Raw genomic sequence first — 14,627 nt, forward strand, 5'->3', positions numbered from 1 at the left:
AAACACCAGAAACACCAGAAACACCAGAAACACCAGAAACACCAGAAACACCAGAAACACCAGAAACACCAGAAACACCAGAAACAGATGATTTTGGTGCTAATCAAGCAAGCAATGAAACTAATGATAGCCTTAATGCTGATACAGATTTAATGATGGTTAGCAGTATGCAGCAGGACCTTGGCTGGGTTAAAACAACCGAGAGTGAAGTGGAGAATATGATGCCTTCTGAAAACTGGACAGAAAGCATTGAAAGCGATCAGACTGACAGTCATTTAACAGGATTAAATGACTCTGATGCTTCAAATAACAACTATTCAGAGACTCTTGATCACGATAGTCAGCCTATGGAATACTAATGATTAACCAATAATCAGTTTAAAAGATAAGTTAGCACAACGGCATAAAGCATTTTGCTTTATGCCGTTTTTTATTTTTATTAAATTTTGAGGTTTAGAGTGCATACCAGTAAAATTCTTCTAATCAGTGGCGCTATGTTTGCCTACTCTGCTTTGTTACAAGCTCAGGAAGGTGTTTATATTGGCGGCTTTTATGAATCACTGGTAACCGATAGCAAGAAAAAAGAAGCGGCTATGTATGATTACATTGAAGATGGTGATGGCCCAGGCCTAGAAATTGGTGTACTTTTTAGCCCGTCTTGGGGTACCCGAATAGAATGGGCAACACAAGATTACAGCCGTGCTTCAACGCTTGCTAAGGGAAGTAATGAATACCGCTTTGGCATAGATTTAATGTACCGCTTTACTGAAAAAAATCACCTTTATACCTTTGCTGGCTTTAAAAGCGTTACACCTGCCGATGGCCACTCTGTGGTGAATGCAGGGTTAGGGGCAAGCCTACCCTTTGCGGCGCGTTGGTCGTTATTTGCAGAAGGCGCTGCTTATCAAGGCATGAGCAAAAGCTTTACTGATTATGGCATTAAAGGTGGAATTCGCTACCAGTTTTATACAAGTGAAATTAGCTTTATCCCCCCCCACAAACCAGTACAAACAATCATTATTTCTGAACCAGAGTTAGATTCAGACAAGGATGGTGTTATTGACCGTTTAGACCTTTGCCCTAATACACCCATCACCCACCTAGTCAACGACGATGGCTGCACTATTGTTGAACAATTCATTGTTTCAATGAAAGTTAATATACTTTTCCCTAATGATTCTGCTTACATTGATCCAATTTATTATGATGAAATTAAAAAAGTAGCTGATTTTATGAAGGCTAACCCAAAGACTTCAGTAGAGCTAGGCGGTCATACATCGGCACCGGCATCAGCTGAATACAACCTACAACTTTCAACCAAACGTGCCCAATCAGTGGTTAATATTTTAGTCAATGAATACCAGATTAATGCAACAAGAGTAACAGGCAAAGGCTATGGCAAATCACGCCTACTTGATATAAATGACAATGCCCAAGCACACAGTATAAACCGCCGTATTGAAGCCATTATTTACACAGTGAATGCAAAAGTTTTGCAGCGGTAATCCGATTTACAAAAATCACGAAAAACCTTGTGCTTTGAGTGCGGGGGTGTCAGTATTATTTACTCGTTTATTAGTAAAACACTCACTTAAAGTTAATAAATAAAGTTAACAAAACAACATTAAAAGGTACGTACAATGGCAGTTTCTCTATCCAAAGGTGGCAACGTTTCTCTTTCAAAAGAAGCACCAACCATGAGCGTAGCTATGGCTGGGTTAGGCTGGGATGCACGCGCCACAGATGGCTCAGCATTTGACCTAGATGCTTCAGTATTTATGGTTGATGAAGCAGGTAAAGTTATTTCTGATGCGCATTTTATTTTCTTTAACAACGCCAATAGCCCATGCGGTAGTATTGAACACCAAGGTGATAACCTGACCGGTGCAGGTGATGGTGACGATGAACAAATAAAAATTCATTTTTCTAAAGTGCCTGCAGATGTCAAAAAGCTAGTGGTTGCTGTTACTATTCATGATGCTGACCAGCGCAAGCAAAACTTTGGTCAAGTAAACAATGCATTTATGCGTATTATAAACAATGATGACAACGTTGAAATTGCACGTTTTGATTTATCTGAAGATGCCTCAACTGAAACAGCCATGATTTTTGGTGAGCTGTATCGCCACAATGAAGAATGGAAATTTAAAGCCGTTGGGCAAGGCTTTAGTGGTGGTTTAGCAGCTTTAGCTAGCCAGCATGGTGTTAATATCTAATCTGTTTTATTTTTTCCCTTCACTTAACACTGCGTTAGAGTGGAGGGAAAAATCAGTAAAATTAAAATAAACTAACAATCTGCCAGCCAATTGAAACCAAGGCTAAACCAGCCGTCACTATCATTGCTGTATTTATTTTTTTATTGCTTACTTTCTGATCATTGTATGATTTTAAAAGATCTAAATTAATTGTTTTTAACTTTTTAAACTTTGATTCTAAACTAGCTAATAGCTTTTTTTGATTATCTGCCAGTAATTTTTGTTGAGCTTGCTGAGAGTTTATTTTTCTTTGTAATATCATCGCTATATTTTTAATTTTTTTGTTTGCTGTATCTTCCGCTATTAAACTCACCGCTTCTATTTTAGTCTTTAAACCTTGCTTTTCTTTTTCTATTTTTTCAGAAAAAACCAAGCTTTGTTCATCATTGTTTTTGTTAATTAAATCCAAATCTTCTTTTAACTGCTCTTCTAGCTTTGAAGTAACTTGGTTAATATCATTATAAAAGCATTCTTTTAGCTGCTCTTCTAGCTTTGAAGTAACTTGGTTAATATCATTATAAAAGCATTCTTTTAGCTGCTCTTCTAGCTTTGATGCACTTTCATTAATATCACTAGAAAAAAATTCTTTTAATTTATTTTCTAACTTTACACTGGTCTCATCAATATCAGTAGATAAGCTCTCTTGTTCATCTTTTACTTCTTGAAATTTATCTGATACAAAATCCATAATTTCTTGTTCAAATGTATTATAAAATTCTTGCTGTTCAGCAAATCCTGCATTTAATTGATCTAGGCATTGCTCATTAGAATCATAGATTTTTTGCTCTAAATCCCATATTAATGCATTGCTTGAATCTTCTATTTTTTTTTCATTTTTCAATAATTGTAAACTGAAATCTGCTAATTCTTTAGTTTGTTTTTTTACTATTTTTTCTGTTTCAACTAATCTTTGACCAAAAGTATCAACCTGCTGCTGTTGCTCTATAAGCTGATTTTTTTGACTTAATAGGTTTTTTTGTTGATCATTTATAACCTTTGATAAAGTGATATTTATAATCAATAACTGAGAAGATTTTTTTTCTAAATTTTCAATTAATTCTTTTAAATGAGTAGATTTTTCTTGAAGTGGACTAATGTTAGCCTCTACACCCTGACTAACAACACCTTCTTCTTGGTTGCTTAAAAATAACTGTGCTAACTTTTTGCTATTTAAATCCACTGCCGTTTGATCTTTAATCATATCATCGACAAGATAACTAATATTACTGTTACGAAAAACCTCATCAGGTATATTGACAGATGACAAGGCTTCAATTATTCGTAACTCTTCATCAGTGATTGAACTCATTTAATATCCTGTTAATTATTTTCACAAAGCCTGCTATTGCTCTAGGTAATAGTTCAAGGTTCAGCATTACTTTTATTACTGCCTTTGGCGCTAAGAATTAGCCTAGCAGACTAGATTAGTAACAAACACTACTGCTAGCATAAGCGACTAATTTTACTGGGTCTGATGCCTTGTTTTATTTTACTATACAGAAGTTAATTCGCTAATCAATCGTTGAACTCATTTGCTTATCAGTTAAAAAAATGCAATGAGCAATAAAATAGACTAAGTTAGCCTTAAAAATGGCAGCCTTACCCCCCAACCTGAAAGATGGGGCTTTTCTACCTAAATAATAAAGGTTAATAGCAATGGAATTTGATTTGATTCGTGACCGTGATGGCAAGTGCTCTCTTGAGCTTAATGGTGAACTAACAGCCCTTGAACGCTGGCTTAATAACCAGCAGCGTCAATCCATTGAAGTTTTAGATGGTTTATTGCAGGTAATCACAAATATTAAGCAAGGCAACCAAGGTGAGTACCTAAGCCATGATGCTGAATTTCAAATTACCCTAACAGCTGACAGTTGTTTAATTATAGCTAATTGGCTTTTAGGTGAGCAGAACTTAGCAAATGATGAATACAATGGCTATGATCCAGCAAGCTTAGAAGAACAACACTTAAAAATGGATGAAGATGCAGCTAAAGCAGAATGTGGCCTAGATGATTTTGCCTACCTATTAGAAGAATGGCGGGCATTTCTTTTAGCCAATCAGCATTAATTTGGCTACCTATTTTAGTCTTGTAAAAAGTATGTGTTACAGTGTTTTAGCCTATGCCCCAGATTTTAAAGCAGTTTAGCCTTAGCTTCACTATTTTTCACTCACCAAAGCACAGAGTTTATGTATGATGAATATTACTACTTGCAAAAAAAATGCTAAATCCACCAAGCACTCGCACTTATCTAATGAAAAACTATTTAACGAGGCATGGCAAAGGGTTACTAATCAACAAAATAAAAACGACCGCTTACGCAATAAAATTAAAACTTTCGCACAGCACGTTACTGAATCAATTAAAGACCAAGAAAAAGCTCACATTGCAACCTTGTATAAAAATTGTGAGAAACTATTGGTTTTTTATAGTCGTAAATCTTTAGCAGAACCGCAACACGAACTGCTAATGGAATGGATACTTAACCACCTAGACACCCTCACAAATAACCCCTTTGCTGATGGTATTGATCTAGCTCCTCTCAATCAGGCGTTGGAAAGTAGTTTAATAATGCGCTTTAGGATGTTTGATGCTTGTCAAGATGACGATGACGATGACGATGACGATGACAATAGTTATATTGAAGCGGAAAAAATAGTTGAAGACCTATTTTCTTATATTGAGCCAGATTTAGAATACTATGAATTTTTAAATCAGCAAGAAGCATTTGAGCAGCAGATCAAGGATGATGAAAAAAACCTGAATAAACTGATGAAAAGTACCTCCATTAAAAAGTTATTCCGTCAAATAGCAGGTGTTATTCACCCAGATCGTGAACAAAATGAAGAGGCTAGCCAAGAAAAAAATCACCAGATGAGTGAGCTTATTAAAGCAAGAGATAGTAATGACATCATCACCCTGTTTTCTTTTTATACCCAATACATAGGCAAATCACCTTTGGAAGGATTGGGTGGAGATGTGGCAGATGCAACGCAATTACTCAATCGTCAATTTCAAAAACTGCGATCACAGTACACCGAAATTTTGCATGAAAACTCTAAAGAGAATCTTTTGTATCAGCGTTTTCATAAAAAAACCACAAAAGCATCAGAACTAGAAATTAACAAACACATTACACACATTGCACAGAGAATTGATAGCCTTGAATTCTTCAATAAAGAAGTAACTAACTTAAGCCAGCTAAAATCTTACATTAAAAAGTATTTGGAGCATGAAAGTTAAAATTACAACAAAAACCCCAGCCTAGGCTGGGGTTTTTTTACAAGGTAAATGTGCTAATTAGAATAAACTGATGCAACACATAACCTTAAGACAACTGAACTATTCGATTAAACGTTATCGAACTGGTTCATAGTGTTATCTTCACCACTGGCTTTAAGTGCTGCTTCACCAGAGAAGTATTCTTTATGGCTATCACCAATGTCAGAACCTGCCATGTTTTGGTGACGCACGCACGCAATACCTTGACGGATTTCTTTACGCTGAACGCCTTCAACATAAGCCAACATACCTTGCTCACCGAAGTAACCTTTAGCTAGGTTGTCTGTAGACAAGGCAGCCGTGTGGTAAGTAGGTAGAGTGATCAAGTGGTGGAAGATACCCGCTTCACGCGATGCATCTTTCTGGAAGCTCTGGATGCGAGCATCCGCTTCGTCACACAATTCTGTACCATCGTAGTCAGCGCTCATCAGACGCTCACGATCGTATTTAGAAACGTCTTTACCAGCTGCTGCCCAATCATCGTACACTTGCTGACGGAAGTTCAGAGTCCAGTTGAATGATGGACTGTTGTTGTAAACCAGTTTCGCATCAGGAACAACTTTACGGATCTCGTTAACCATTTCAGCGATCTGACCAACGTGTGGTTTTTCAGTTTCGATCCACAGTAAGTCAGCACCGTTTTGCAGTGAAGTGATGCAGTCCAGAACAACACGGTCAATGCCTGTGTCTTTACGGAACTGGAACAAGCCACTTGCTAAACGTGCAGGCTTTAATAGCTTACCATCAGACTTGATAACAACGTCGCCGTTCTCAATTTCGCTTGCATCGCTGATGAAAGTACCATCAAGGAAGCTATTGTACTGGTCGCCTAAGTCGCCTGGCTCATTAGTTACTGCGATTTGCTTTGTTAAGCCTGCGCCTAAAGAGTCAGTACGTGCCACGATAACACCGTCATCTACGCCTAGTTCTAGGAAGGCATAACGTACAGCGTTAATTTTAGCTAGGAAGTCAGCGTGAGGAACGGTTACTTTACCGTCTTGGTGACCGCACTGCTTTTCGTCAGATACTTGGTTTTCAATCTGGATAGCAGCAGCACCGGCTTCAATCATCTGCTTAGCCATTAGGTAAGTGGCTTCTTCGTTACCAAAACCTGCATCGATGTCAGCAATAATAGGTACAACGTGAGTTTCAAAGTTTTCAATCTGGTCTAACAAAGATTTTTCTTCAGCAGCGTTGCCTGCTTTACGTGCTTTGTCTAATGCAGTGAAAAGTAAGTCTAGTTCACGTGTATCAGCTTGACGTAGGAAGGTGTATAGCTCTTCGATAAGTGCAGCAACAGAATTCTTTTCGTGCATTGACTGGTCAGGTAATGGGCCAAACTCAGAACGCAATGCAGCAACCATCCAACCTGAAAGGTAGAGGTAACGCTTGTTGGTGGTTTTTAAGTGCTTTTTAATCGCAATTAGTTTTTGCTGACCAATAAAACCGTGCCAGCAACCCAATGATTGGGTATAAACAGATGAGTCGGCATCGTACTCAGCCATATCTTTACGCATGATGGCAGCAGTATACTTAGCAATGTCTAAACCGGTTTGGAAACGGTTTTGAATACGCATACGCGCTGCAGATTCGGGGTTAATTGCACTCCAACCATTTCCGGCTTTCTCTTTAAGAGCGGCAATTGCCTTAATTTCGTTCTGGTAAGTTGACATGGTCAATCCTTCAAAGAATATAATGAGTTTGAGCACCGACTACCCGTACAACCTGCTGTTGCAGGAGGCATTAATGCGGACTTGTTACCACTTTAAGTGCCGATAATCGATAGATAAGACGTATCATTGGTTTTCGCAGCCCCGCTAAAGTACCTTTTGGGTGCTCATAACACTAAGCTAATCATTGAGTAATCTTTCATTTACTTAGGAACGCTAAATTAATGCGCTCTGGCTTGCGAGATGCAGCGTATAATGTACTTTAATAATGCATCCGTCAAATATACTTTAGTAAGGCACTTATCAAGTGTTTTGTAGTATTAATTCAACAAGCTTAAAGGCTTTAAACCCTAGATTTTTAATCATTACCTTATAACTCCAATATTTTTAGATTTTTTTAAAAAGTCCTATACTGTTTTTTTCTACCACCTTAAACAGCTTTTAAAAATAGCCAAATCACTAAAAAACCTATAAATTACAAAGATTTAAGCACATTTATTTTAAGCTAAAAAACCTTAGAAAACCCAAACAAAAAATCAGAATTTTCGTTATAAAAATACCACAACTCAATCTGGATTTTACACTAGCCTATTACAAATAATGAATTTTTTGTAATTATCCTACAAGGTATCCTATGAGAAAAAAACACAGTTTTTATGATTTAAATAATCTGGGGCAGGATTAATCTTGCTAACTTTTTAGTTATAATTTTCTGGTTATAAAAAACGAGACCATTAAACTACAATGGTCTCGTTTATATTAATCAATATTTAAAATTAAGTCTTAAATTCATTTACTTGGGCACTTAGCATTTCTGCTAATTTAGCTAAATCATTGCTTGCTTGCGTTGTATGTTCAGAACCTTCTTTATTTTGCTGAGAAAGGTCATTAATATTAACAATATTACGGTTAATCTCATCAGCAACAGCGGCTTGCTGTTCTGCAGCACTGGCAATTTGAATATTCATATCCGTAATAAGCTGAATAGCTTCACCCACTAAATCAAGCGAGCTAGCAGTTTCTCTAGCATGGCTAATGGTTTCAGCGGCTTTTTTGCTGCTTTCAGACATCGAATTATACGAAGCATCGGCTTCTTTAATTAAGCGTTCAATTGTTGCATGAATTTCGGTCGTGCTTTGCTGGGTTCTTGCTGCTAAACCACGCACCTCATCTGCTACAACGGCAAAACCACGCCCATGTTCACCTGCGCGTGCTGCTTCAATGGCCGCATTTAAAGCTAAAAGGTTAGTCTGCTCTGCAACAGAACTTATAACATCCATAATAATACTAATGTTTTCAGTGCCTTCTTTTAAATGGTCAAGTGTTATGGCTGTTTGCTGAAGGCTATCATCTAAATCTGCAAGGGTGTTAAGTGTTGCCTTTAAGCGCTCTTCACCTTTGCCTGCTTCACTCATCGCATTTCTAGCAGCATTAGCAGCCTGACTAGCATTAATCGCTACTTCTTGTACTGTAGCTGTCATTTCATTCATAGCCGTAGCCACTTGATCTGTTTCAAGGCTTTGTTGATAAATGGTTTGCGAACTTTGTTGTGTTACAGCTGAAAGCTCTTCAGCAGCAGCTGAAACAGATAAAGAAGACTGATGGGTTTGTTGCACTAACCCTTGAATTTTTTCAATAAAAGTATTGAAAGCCTTGTTAATTTGAGTCAGCTCATCCTTACCTTCAAGTGGCAAGCGGTGCGTTAAATCACCATTACCATCACCAATGTCGCGCATTCTTAGTAACATGCTACGTAAAGGCTGCTTAATAGAAGCAATAACAAATAAAATAAGGGCAGCCATAATTACCATAGTAATAATAAACGTTACAATAATTCTAACCGCATGCTCCCATAACAAGCTTTGTACAGTATCAAGGTAAACACCATTAATAATAACAAGGCCCCAAGGCTGAAAATTTTGAAAGCGAGCAAGTTTGGCAACAGGGCCAGAAAAACCAGGTTTCGTCCAAGTATAATTAGAGCTACCTTGATTGGTTTGGTTAGATTTATTTAAAACATCGTAAATAAAAGCAAACCCATCAGCGTCTTTAGTGTCCCTCATATTAGTATTTTCTAATGCTGGGTTAGGGTGCATGGCAGCCAGCCCTTGCTTATCAAGAATAAAAAAATAGTCTTTATCGTTACTGGTTGTAAAGCGAAAGCTTTTAACGATAGCAAAGGCTCTTTGCTTGGCTTCAGCTTGACTCATTTCACCTTGCTGTACCTGCTGGTAAAAATAGTTAAGCGTGTCATGACTTAGTTCTAGCAACTGGCTTAGCTGTAAATTTTTTTGTTCTGAAATGGCATTACGTTCTTGCTGCATGGCAAGAAAACTAACCAAAGCCATTGCGATGATAGCAAGACCCAAAATTAGCCACAAACGTAGATTAATTGTTAACTGCCTAAGCAGAAGTTGCATAGTAAATCTCCAAGAATAATGAGTAAAAAAAAGACAAAACTAGCTAGGCCCAAAAGTGGCTATCGTTATTTTTATGTAGGGCTTTCACTGGCAGTGCATTATTCTTGTTATGCTTTTTGCAGTGTGCATTGTGCTTTCATGCTTCTTTAGTCGCAAGTGCTATTACATTACCAATCATTAAAATAAGTAAAAACCTATCCATTTTCCTTAATCGCTTTGCCAGTAAAACTTAACGTTCAGGGCTTTTTTTGCCTAATTCTTCAGGCTTAGTGCAAAAAAACAGTAAGAAAGGTGCAATCAGAGGAATTAAAACAGTAGTGTTTTTTTACCCTGTTGTTTTGTGATAGAATTTCGACCATGAATACTACTGGCCACATCAAAACATTGTGAGTTAAAAATCAAGGCAAATCAGTCGAAGCTTCTGTGCCTTAATTTTTTCCGTCAATCGGGTTGTTAAGTTATGCAAGATTGCGATGTTAAATGTCGTAGTAATATTTTTGCTTCTGCACTTAGACATGAGCACCCAATTATGGGCGTTTGGTCTGGCTTTCGATTAAACAGGCCGAAGATGTCAACTACAACCTAGATTTAAGGATACGTACGATGAATGAATTAAAAGAGAAAGCGGATCATACATTTAATGAAGTTAAATACTCCCATATAAATTGGGGTATTCACATGCTGCCAACCATTAAACAGGTGGCTGATGAGTTTAACCTGCAACGTAAAAGTCAGGAACTACCACCAGTCAAGCTTTCAATTGATAGTGAAAAAAATGTTGATAAGACCGCTAAAAAGAGCGCACCCACTGGCGATAAAATTGAATTTTACTATGATGCTCAACCTATTGATGTGCCCGACAATGTACCCGGTAGTCAAAAAATTGTTGAATTAACAGAAGAAAAAGCACGCCTAGTCTTTACTCAGTCGTTATCAGGTGCAACCAAAGCAGAACTGCATTTGCCTCACTCTAAAATTTCTCACCCTGCTAAAGCTTCTTACATGGTTAATAGCTGGAAAAACCCAGGGCTTATTGCCAAAGATGAAATTTTAGCCCTGCTTAATTTAACCACTGAACTCAATGCTTACTGCAGCTCGATTAACTACCCTAACCCTATTGGCTATAAGCTACTGGCTAAACTTGAAGCCAAAGATGCTATTTTAAGCCAAGGAAAATGCAGAATTTTAACTTGGTTTAACTACTATACCCGTGACGCCAAAGCAGGCGGTCGCTTTTATAACGCTTGACTTACTCCCACCATCAAGCCTTTAGGCTTTGATGGGGGAATCTTTGCGACCTATAACAGCTTAGAGCTGCCACCTTTCGCTAGGCCACTCACGCTGATGAGTTTTGGCCTAGAGGAACGCTTTATACACTAGCAAGCCCTGCTAGATCAGCTAACGCCTGTTGGCGTATATTGATGCTGGCATTGAGATCATGGTCATGGTGTGTGTGGCAGTTAGTACACGTCCAATCACGTTCTGACAAAGGCAACTTGTCTAGTTTGTACTGACAATGCGAGCAAATTTTACTACTGGCAAAGAACCGGCCGACTTTTAGAATATTTTTACCATACCAGCTCGCTTTGTAGGTCAGCAGGGTTACAAACTGACCCCAGCTAACATCGCTGATGGATTTGGCAAGTTTGCGGTTCTTTACCATGTTCTTTACAGCTAAATCTTCCAATGCATAGCTGGTTGCTTGGTTTTCACGAATCAGACTATGGGTAATTTTATGCTGTAAATCAAGGCGGCTGTTGCGTACTTTTTCGTGAATAGTGGAAACTTAGCACGGGCTTTAAAAAAGTTAGTAAAAGCCGTGTGGACGTTAAGCAAGGCATTTAATAACGACTGACTATTCACTTCTTTTAGCCACACGTAGTCCGCTGTTTTTTTCAATCAACACTCGCTGTTCACGGCTTGGATAAAGGCGGTATTTATAGGCTTTTAACATGACTCTACAACTTGTACGGTAAACGAAATATAGGTATTATTTTAGTATCCATCCAACTTAGTATCAACTATGAATACACCAATAAAATCACATCATCACTAACTAAGGATTCAGTAAATAATGAATGCGTCTGAAATTGACTGGAAAAAAGCCAAGGGTGCTGTTTGGCGAGTTCAAAGCAAACGTTTAAAGCCTCTTGTTGAATTTTCAGCCATTCCCTTAGAAAAATTATTGGGCATTGATCGCCAAAAAACTGCATTAATAAAGAACACTGAACAGTTTATTACTGGCAAAGCTTGTAACCATGTTTTGCTGTGGGGCAGCCGTGGTACGGGTAAAAGCTCACTGATTAGGGCACTTTTAGCGCGCTACTTTATTGATAATCTAAGAATAATAGAAATTCCACGTGAAAGCCTAAACTGGTTGCCTGAAATTTCAGATGAGCTGCAACACCTACCTTACCGTTTTATTATTTTTTGTGACGACCTTAGCTTTGAAGCAGGCGAAAGTGGTTATAAAGGCTTAAAAAGTATTATGGAAGGTTCGCTAGAAACACCACCAGAAAATATATGCGTTTATGCAACAAGCAACCGCCGCCACCTAGTGCCTGAATACATGAGCGACAACCAAAACATGACGGTGGGTGAGCGTGGTGAATTACACCTTAGCGACAGTGTAGAAGAGCGAATTTCTTTAGCCGATAGGTTTGGTTTAAGCCTTTCATTTTACCAAGGTAATTTAGGTGACTACCTAACCCTTGTTGAAAGCTATTTTGAAGGTTATCAAGGTGACTGGCAGGAACTATTGCAAGAAGCACGACGCTTTGCACAGGCTCGCGCTTCTTATAGTGGTCGTACCGCACAACAATTCTATAACTTTAAGGGCAGTAAAACTAAGGTTGATTAACTACCACCATTAGTTTTTTTATTTTCAAGTGCAAGCGCCTTTTTATTGTAATTTGCTATAAAAACTCCCTGCCCAATAAAAAATATTAATGTCATGACCAAGCTACCAAAAACTTTAAAATCTACCCAAATGGCATGAAAAGTAAAGGCAACAAATAAATTAGCAGCACCAGAAATAAAGAAAAAAGCGACCCAAGCAATATTAAGCTTAACCCAAATTTTATCGGGTAAAGTAATGGCATGCCCCATCATTCGCTGAATTAAAGGCTGTTTACCAATAAAATGGCTGCCTACAAAAGCTAATGCAAACAACCAGTTAACGACCGGTGATTTTAGCTTTAAAAAAGTTTCACTTTGAAAAGCAAGGGTTAAACCACCAAATAAAATACAACCAAGCAGCGTTAACCACTGCCTTTTTTCTAAACGCCGGTACAGTGAAAACAAAACACCATAAACCACCACTGAACTTGCAATTAGCATGGCCGTTGCGCTAAAAATACCACCAACAAGCCAAGTTTGTCCTAAAAATTCAATTTCCCTTGGTTCTATTTTAAAAACGATAAAGAATAATAAAAGTGGAATAAAATCAATAAATTGTTTCACGATGTAAGTAACCTCAAAATTAAGCCTACATAGTAACAAAACTGCGGCCTAGTCAGCTATCTTTGGCCTCTCTATTGCTAGAAAAACACGTAAATATGCAATACTGTGTTAACTTATGTCGCAAGCCATAGTTTTTTTTAATATACTTCTAGTTTAGTAAAAGAATAGTAAATAATAATAGATACCATTAGTTGTACTTGATTATAAATTTTTAGGGTAAAAAAAGATGAGCAAAATTAAGGAAGTTGAATTAGCAGAAGAGAATTATTGCATTGCATTACAGCCCATTTGTGATGCCAATATGAATCACATTGCTGATGAATTACTCTATCGATCAAGTGCAACAGCAACGTTTGCTCAGGTAGATGATCAACTAATGGCGACAGCCAGAGTTATTAATGCAACTTTTTTAGAAACAGGGTTAAAAAACCTTATTGGCAATCGTAAACTTTTTTTTAATGCACCTAAAGAATGGATCTTAAAACCTGAACTATTACCGCCCTACCCTGAACAGGTGGTGGTTGAAGTTTTAGAAAGTGTGACAGGTGAACCTGAGATTGTGGCGGCATTAAAAAAAGTACGTGAGTTAGGTTATGACGTTGCCTTAGATGATTTTATTCTTAATGATAGCACTCGCCCCTTGTTAGAAGTTGCTAGCATTATCAAAGTTGATTTATTTGAACCTGTGCTTGAAAAAGATCTAAATGAATATAGGCAACGTGGTATACGTTTGCTGGCTGAAAAAGTTGAAGATTTAGACACTTTTAACCGTTTTAAAGCCATGGGTTTTGAAATGTTTCAGGGTTATTTTTATGCTCGTCCTGAAGTGCATAAAGAAACGTCGCGCAAAGGCCGTGGTAGTAATCATGGTGCTCAGCTTCGTATTTTATCGGAATTACAGTCAGCCATTCCTAATTACCAAGCATTAGAAAATTTAATAGCTCAAGACCCGCAGTTAGCATTTATGTTACTTAAATACGTAAATTCTTCGGCTTTGCGGCGTCGCAATGAAATAACAACCATTCACCAAGCCTTAAATACTCTAGGTTTAGAAAGGGTAAGAGGCATAGTAACCACTGTGATGTTGGCCAATAACGGGCCTGCAAGTCGTTTACTTTTGCCACAAGTGCTAACACGGGCACACATGTGCGAACGCTTAGCAGCGGGCACTAAAGACATCTGTCCACGTTCAGCATTTATGCTAGGGCTTATGTCGATGATGGATTTAATGATGGGGATGGAAATGGCTGAGCTAATGGAAGAGCTGCCTTTAACCCAAGAAATTAAAGATGCAATTATGCAGCAAGAAGGGCGTTTAGGTAAGCTGCTTAATTTGGTGGTTGGTTTTGAATATGCTAATTTAAATGGTAAATCACCCGAGCTAATTGCAAGATTAAACAAGGCTTGGATTGTCAGTCAGAAGTGGTCTAATGAAGTAATGGGGCAAGTTTAATTTTACTTCGCTTGCCTGTTGCAGCATTTGTTGTTAAATTTGTAGGCCATATACAAGCAATTCCCCACTTTTGAACACGGTTTGTTG

At 37.9% G+C, this 14,627-nt stretch carries 14 protein-coding genes; 8 read left to right on the plus strand and 6 right to left on the minus strand.

Going from position 1 to position 14,627, the window contains the following annotated elements:
* The 3 genes from Q0017_RS11305 to Q0017_RS11315 form a co-directional block, all read left to right on the plus strand.
* The coding region (locus Q0017_RS11305; protein ID WP_298146774.1) for a hypothetical protein at positions 1 to 359 on the plus strand (359 nt) is incomplete at its 5' end.
* A 99-nt stretch (positions 360 to 458) separates the two neighbouring features.
* Entirely contained in the window at positions 459 to 1,505 is a 1,047-nt protein-coding gene (locus tag Q0017_RS11310; RefSeq protein WP_298146777.1) for an OmpA family protein, read from the plus strand.
* A 135-nt stretch (positions 1,506 to 1,640) separates the two neighbouring features.
* On the plus strand, positions 1,641 to 2,216 hold the full coding sequence (locus Q0017_RS11315; protein ID WP_298146779.1) for a TerD family protein: 576 nt from the start codon (positions 1,641 to 1,643) through the stop codon (positions 2,214 to 2,216).
* Between the two features lie 61 nt (positions 2,217 to 2,277).
* Here the strand turns inward: Q0017_RS11315 and Q0017_RS11320 are convergent, their stop codons facing one another.
* Positions 2,278 to 3,564 (minus strand): hypothetical protein, encoded by a 1,287-nt coding sequence (locus Q0017_RS11320; RefSeq protein ID WP_298146783.1) that lies wholly within the window; start codon positions 3,562 to 3,564, stop codon positions 2,278 to 2,280.
* A gap of 347 nt (positions 3,565 to 3,911) precedes the next feature.
* On the opposite strand from Q0017_RS11320, the gene Q0017_RS11325 reads away from it, so the two are divergent.
* Together Q0017_RS11325 and Q0017_RS11330 are read left to right on the plus strand one after the other, a co-directional pair.
* Positions 3,912 to 4,322: a YacL family protein gene (locus tag Q0017_RS11325; protein ID WP_298146786.1), complete on the plus strand. Its 411-nt coding sequence runs from the start codon at positions 3,912 to 3,914 to the stop codon at positions 4,320 to 4,322.
* 124 nt (positions 4,323 to 4,446) lie between these two features.
* Positions 4,447 to 5,496, plus strand: coding sequence for a hypothetical protein (locus tag Q0017_RS11330; protein ID WP_298146789.1), 1,050 nt, complete (start codon positions 4,447 to 4,449; stop codon positions 5,494 to 5,496).
* Between the two features lie 107 nt (positions 5,497 to 5,603).
* Here the strand turns inward: Q0017_RS11330 and Q0017_RS11335 are convergent, their stop codons facing one another.
* A complete protein-coding gene (locus Q0017_RS11335) occupies positions 5,604 to 7,208 on the minus strand; it encodes an isocitrate lyase (protein WP_298146792.1) in 1,605 nt (534 codons plus the stop codon).
* Between the two features lie 773 nt (positions 7,209 to 7,981).
* Positions 7,982 to 9,625 (minus strand): methyl-accepting chemotaxis protein, encoded by a 1,644-nt coding sequence (locus tag Q0017_RS11340; RefSeq protein WP_298146794.1) that lies wholly within the window; start codon positions 9,623 to 9,625, stop codon positions 7,982 to 7,984.
* 603 nt (positions 9,626 to 10,228) lie between these two features.
* Here Q0017_RS11340 and Q0017_RS11345 point away from each other — a divergent pair.
* Positions 10,229 to 10,873, plus strand: a complete 645-nt coding sequence (locus Q0017_RS11345; protein ID WP_298146797.1) for a hypothetical protein — start codon at positions 10,229 to 10,231, stop codon at positions 10,871 to 10,873.
* Positions 10,874 to 10,994: 121 nt separating this feature from the next.
* On the opposite strand, the gene Q0017_RS11350 is transcribed toward Q0017_RS11345, so the two are convergent.
* Together Q0017_RS11350 and Q0017_RS13735 are read right to left on the minus strand one after the other, a co-directional pair.
* Positions 10,995 to 11,402, minus strand: a complete 408-nt coding sequence (locus Q0017_RS11350; RefSeq protein WP_298146809.1) for an RNA-guided endonuclease TnpB family protein — start codon at positions 11,400 to 11,402, stop codon at positions 10,995 to 10,997.
* A gap of 78 nt (positions 11,403 to 11,480) precedes the next feature.
* Positions 11,481 to 11,579: a helix-turn-helix domain-containing protein gene (locus Q0017_RS13735; RefSeq protein WP_367277113.1), complete on the minus strand. Its 99-nt coding sequence runs from the start codon at positions 11,577 to 11,579 to the stop codon at positions 11,481 to 11,483.
* A gap of 120 nt (positions 11,580 to 11,699) precedes the next feature.
* Between Q0017_RS13735 and Q0017_RS11355 the strand changes: the two genes are divergently transcribed.
* A complete protein-coding gene (locus tag Q0017_RS11355; RefSeq protein WP_298146800.1) occupies positions 11,700 to 12,485 on the plus strand; it encodes an ATP-binding protein in 786 nt (261 codons plus the stop codon).
* On the opposite strand, the gene ispZ is transcribed toward Q0017_RS11355, so the two are convergent.
* Positions 12,482 to 13,087, minus strand: a complete 606-nt coding sequence (ispZ, locus tag Q0017_RS11360) for a septation protein IspZ (protein ID WP_298146803.1) — start codon at positions 13,085 to 13,087, stop codon at positions 12,482 to 12,484. The genes Q0017_RS11355 and ispZ overlap by 4 nt on opposite strands.
* Before the next feature lie 226 nt (positions 13,088 to 13,313).
* On the opposite strand from ispZ, the gene Q0017_RS11365 reads away from it, so the two are divergent.
* Entirely contained in the window at positions 13,314 to 14,540 is a 1,227-nt protein-coding gene (locus Q0017_RS11365; protein ID WP_298146806.1) for an EAL and HDOD domain-containing protein, read from the plus strand.
* The last annotated feature ends 87 nt before the right edge of the window (positions 14,541 to 14,627 follow it).

The organism is uncultured Acinetobacter sp. (assembly GCF_947624825.1).
Classification (GTDB): Bacteria; Pseudomonadota; Gammaproteobacteria; order Pseudomonadales; family Moraxellaceae; genus Acinetobacter.

Coding starts and splice junctions, on each gene's coding strand:
- Q0017_RS11315 (WP_298146779.1), top strand. CDS start 1,641: ATGGCAGTTTCTCTATCCAAAGGTGGCAACGTTTCTCTTTCAAAAGAA.
- Q0017_RS11320 (WP_298146783.1), bottom strand. CDS start 3,564: ATGAGTTCAATCACTGATGAAGAGTTACGAATAATTGAAGCCTTGTCA.
- Q0017_RS11325 (WP_298146786.1), top strand. CDS start 3,912: ATGGAATTTGATTTGATTCGTGACCGTGATGGCAAGTGCTCTCTTGAG.
- Q0017_RS11330 (WP_298146789.1), top strand. CDS start 4,447: ATGATGAATATTACTACTTGCAAAAAAAATGCTAAATCCACCAAGCAC.
- Q0017_RS11335 (WP_298146792.1), bottom strand. CDS start 7,208: ATGTCAACTTACCAGAACGAAATTAAGGCAATTGCCGCTCTTAAAGAG.
- Q0017_RS11340 (WP_298146794.1), bottom strand. CDS start 9,625: ATGCAACTTCTGCTTAGGCAGTTAACAATTAATCTACGTTTGTGGCTA.
- Q0017_RS11345 (WP_298146797.1), top strand. CDS start 10,229: ATGAATGAATTAAAAGAGAAAGCGGATCATACATTTAATGAAGTTAAA.
- Q0017_RS13735 (WP_367277113.1), bottom strand. CDS start 11,579: ATGTTAAAAGCCTATAAATACCGCCTTTATCCAAGCCGTGAACAGCGA.
- Q0017_RS11355 (WP_298146800.1), top strand. CDS start 11,700: ATGAATGCGTCTGAAATTGACTGGAAAAAAGCCAAGGGTGCTGTTTGG.
- Q0017_RS11365 (WP_298146806.1), top strand. CDS start 13,314: ATGAGCAAAATTAAGGAAGTTGAATTAGCAGAAGAGAATTATTGCATT.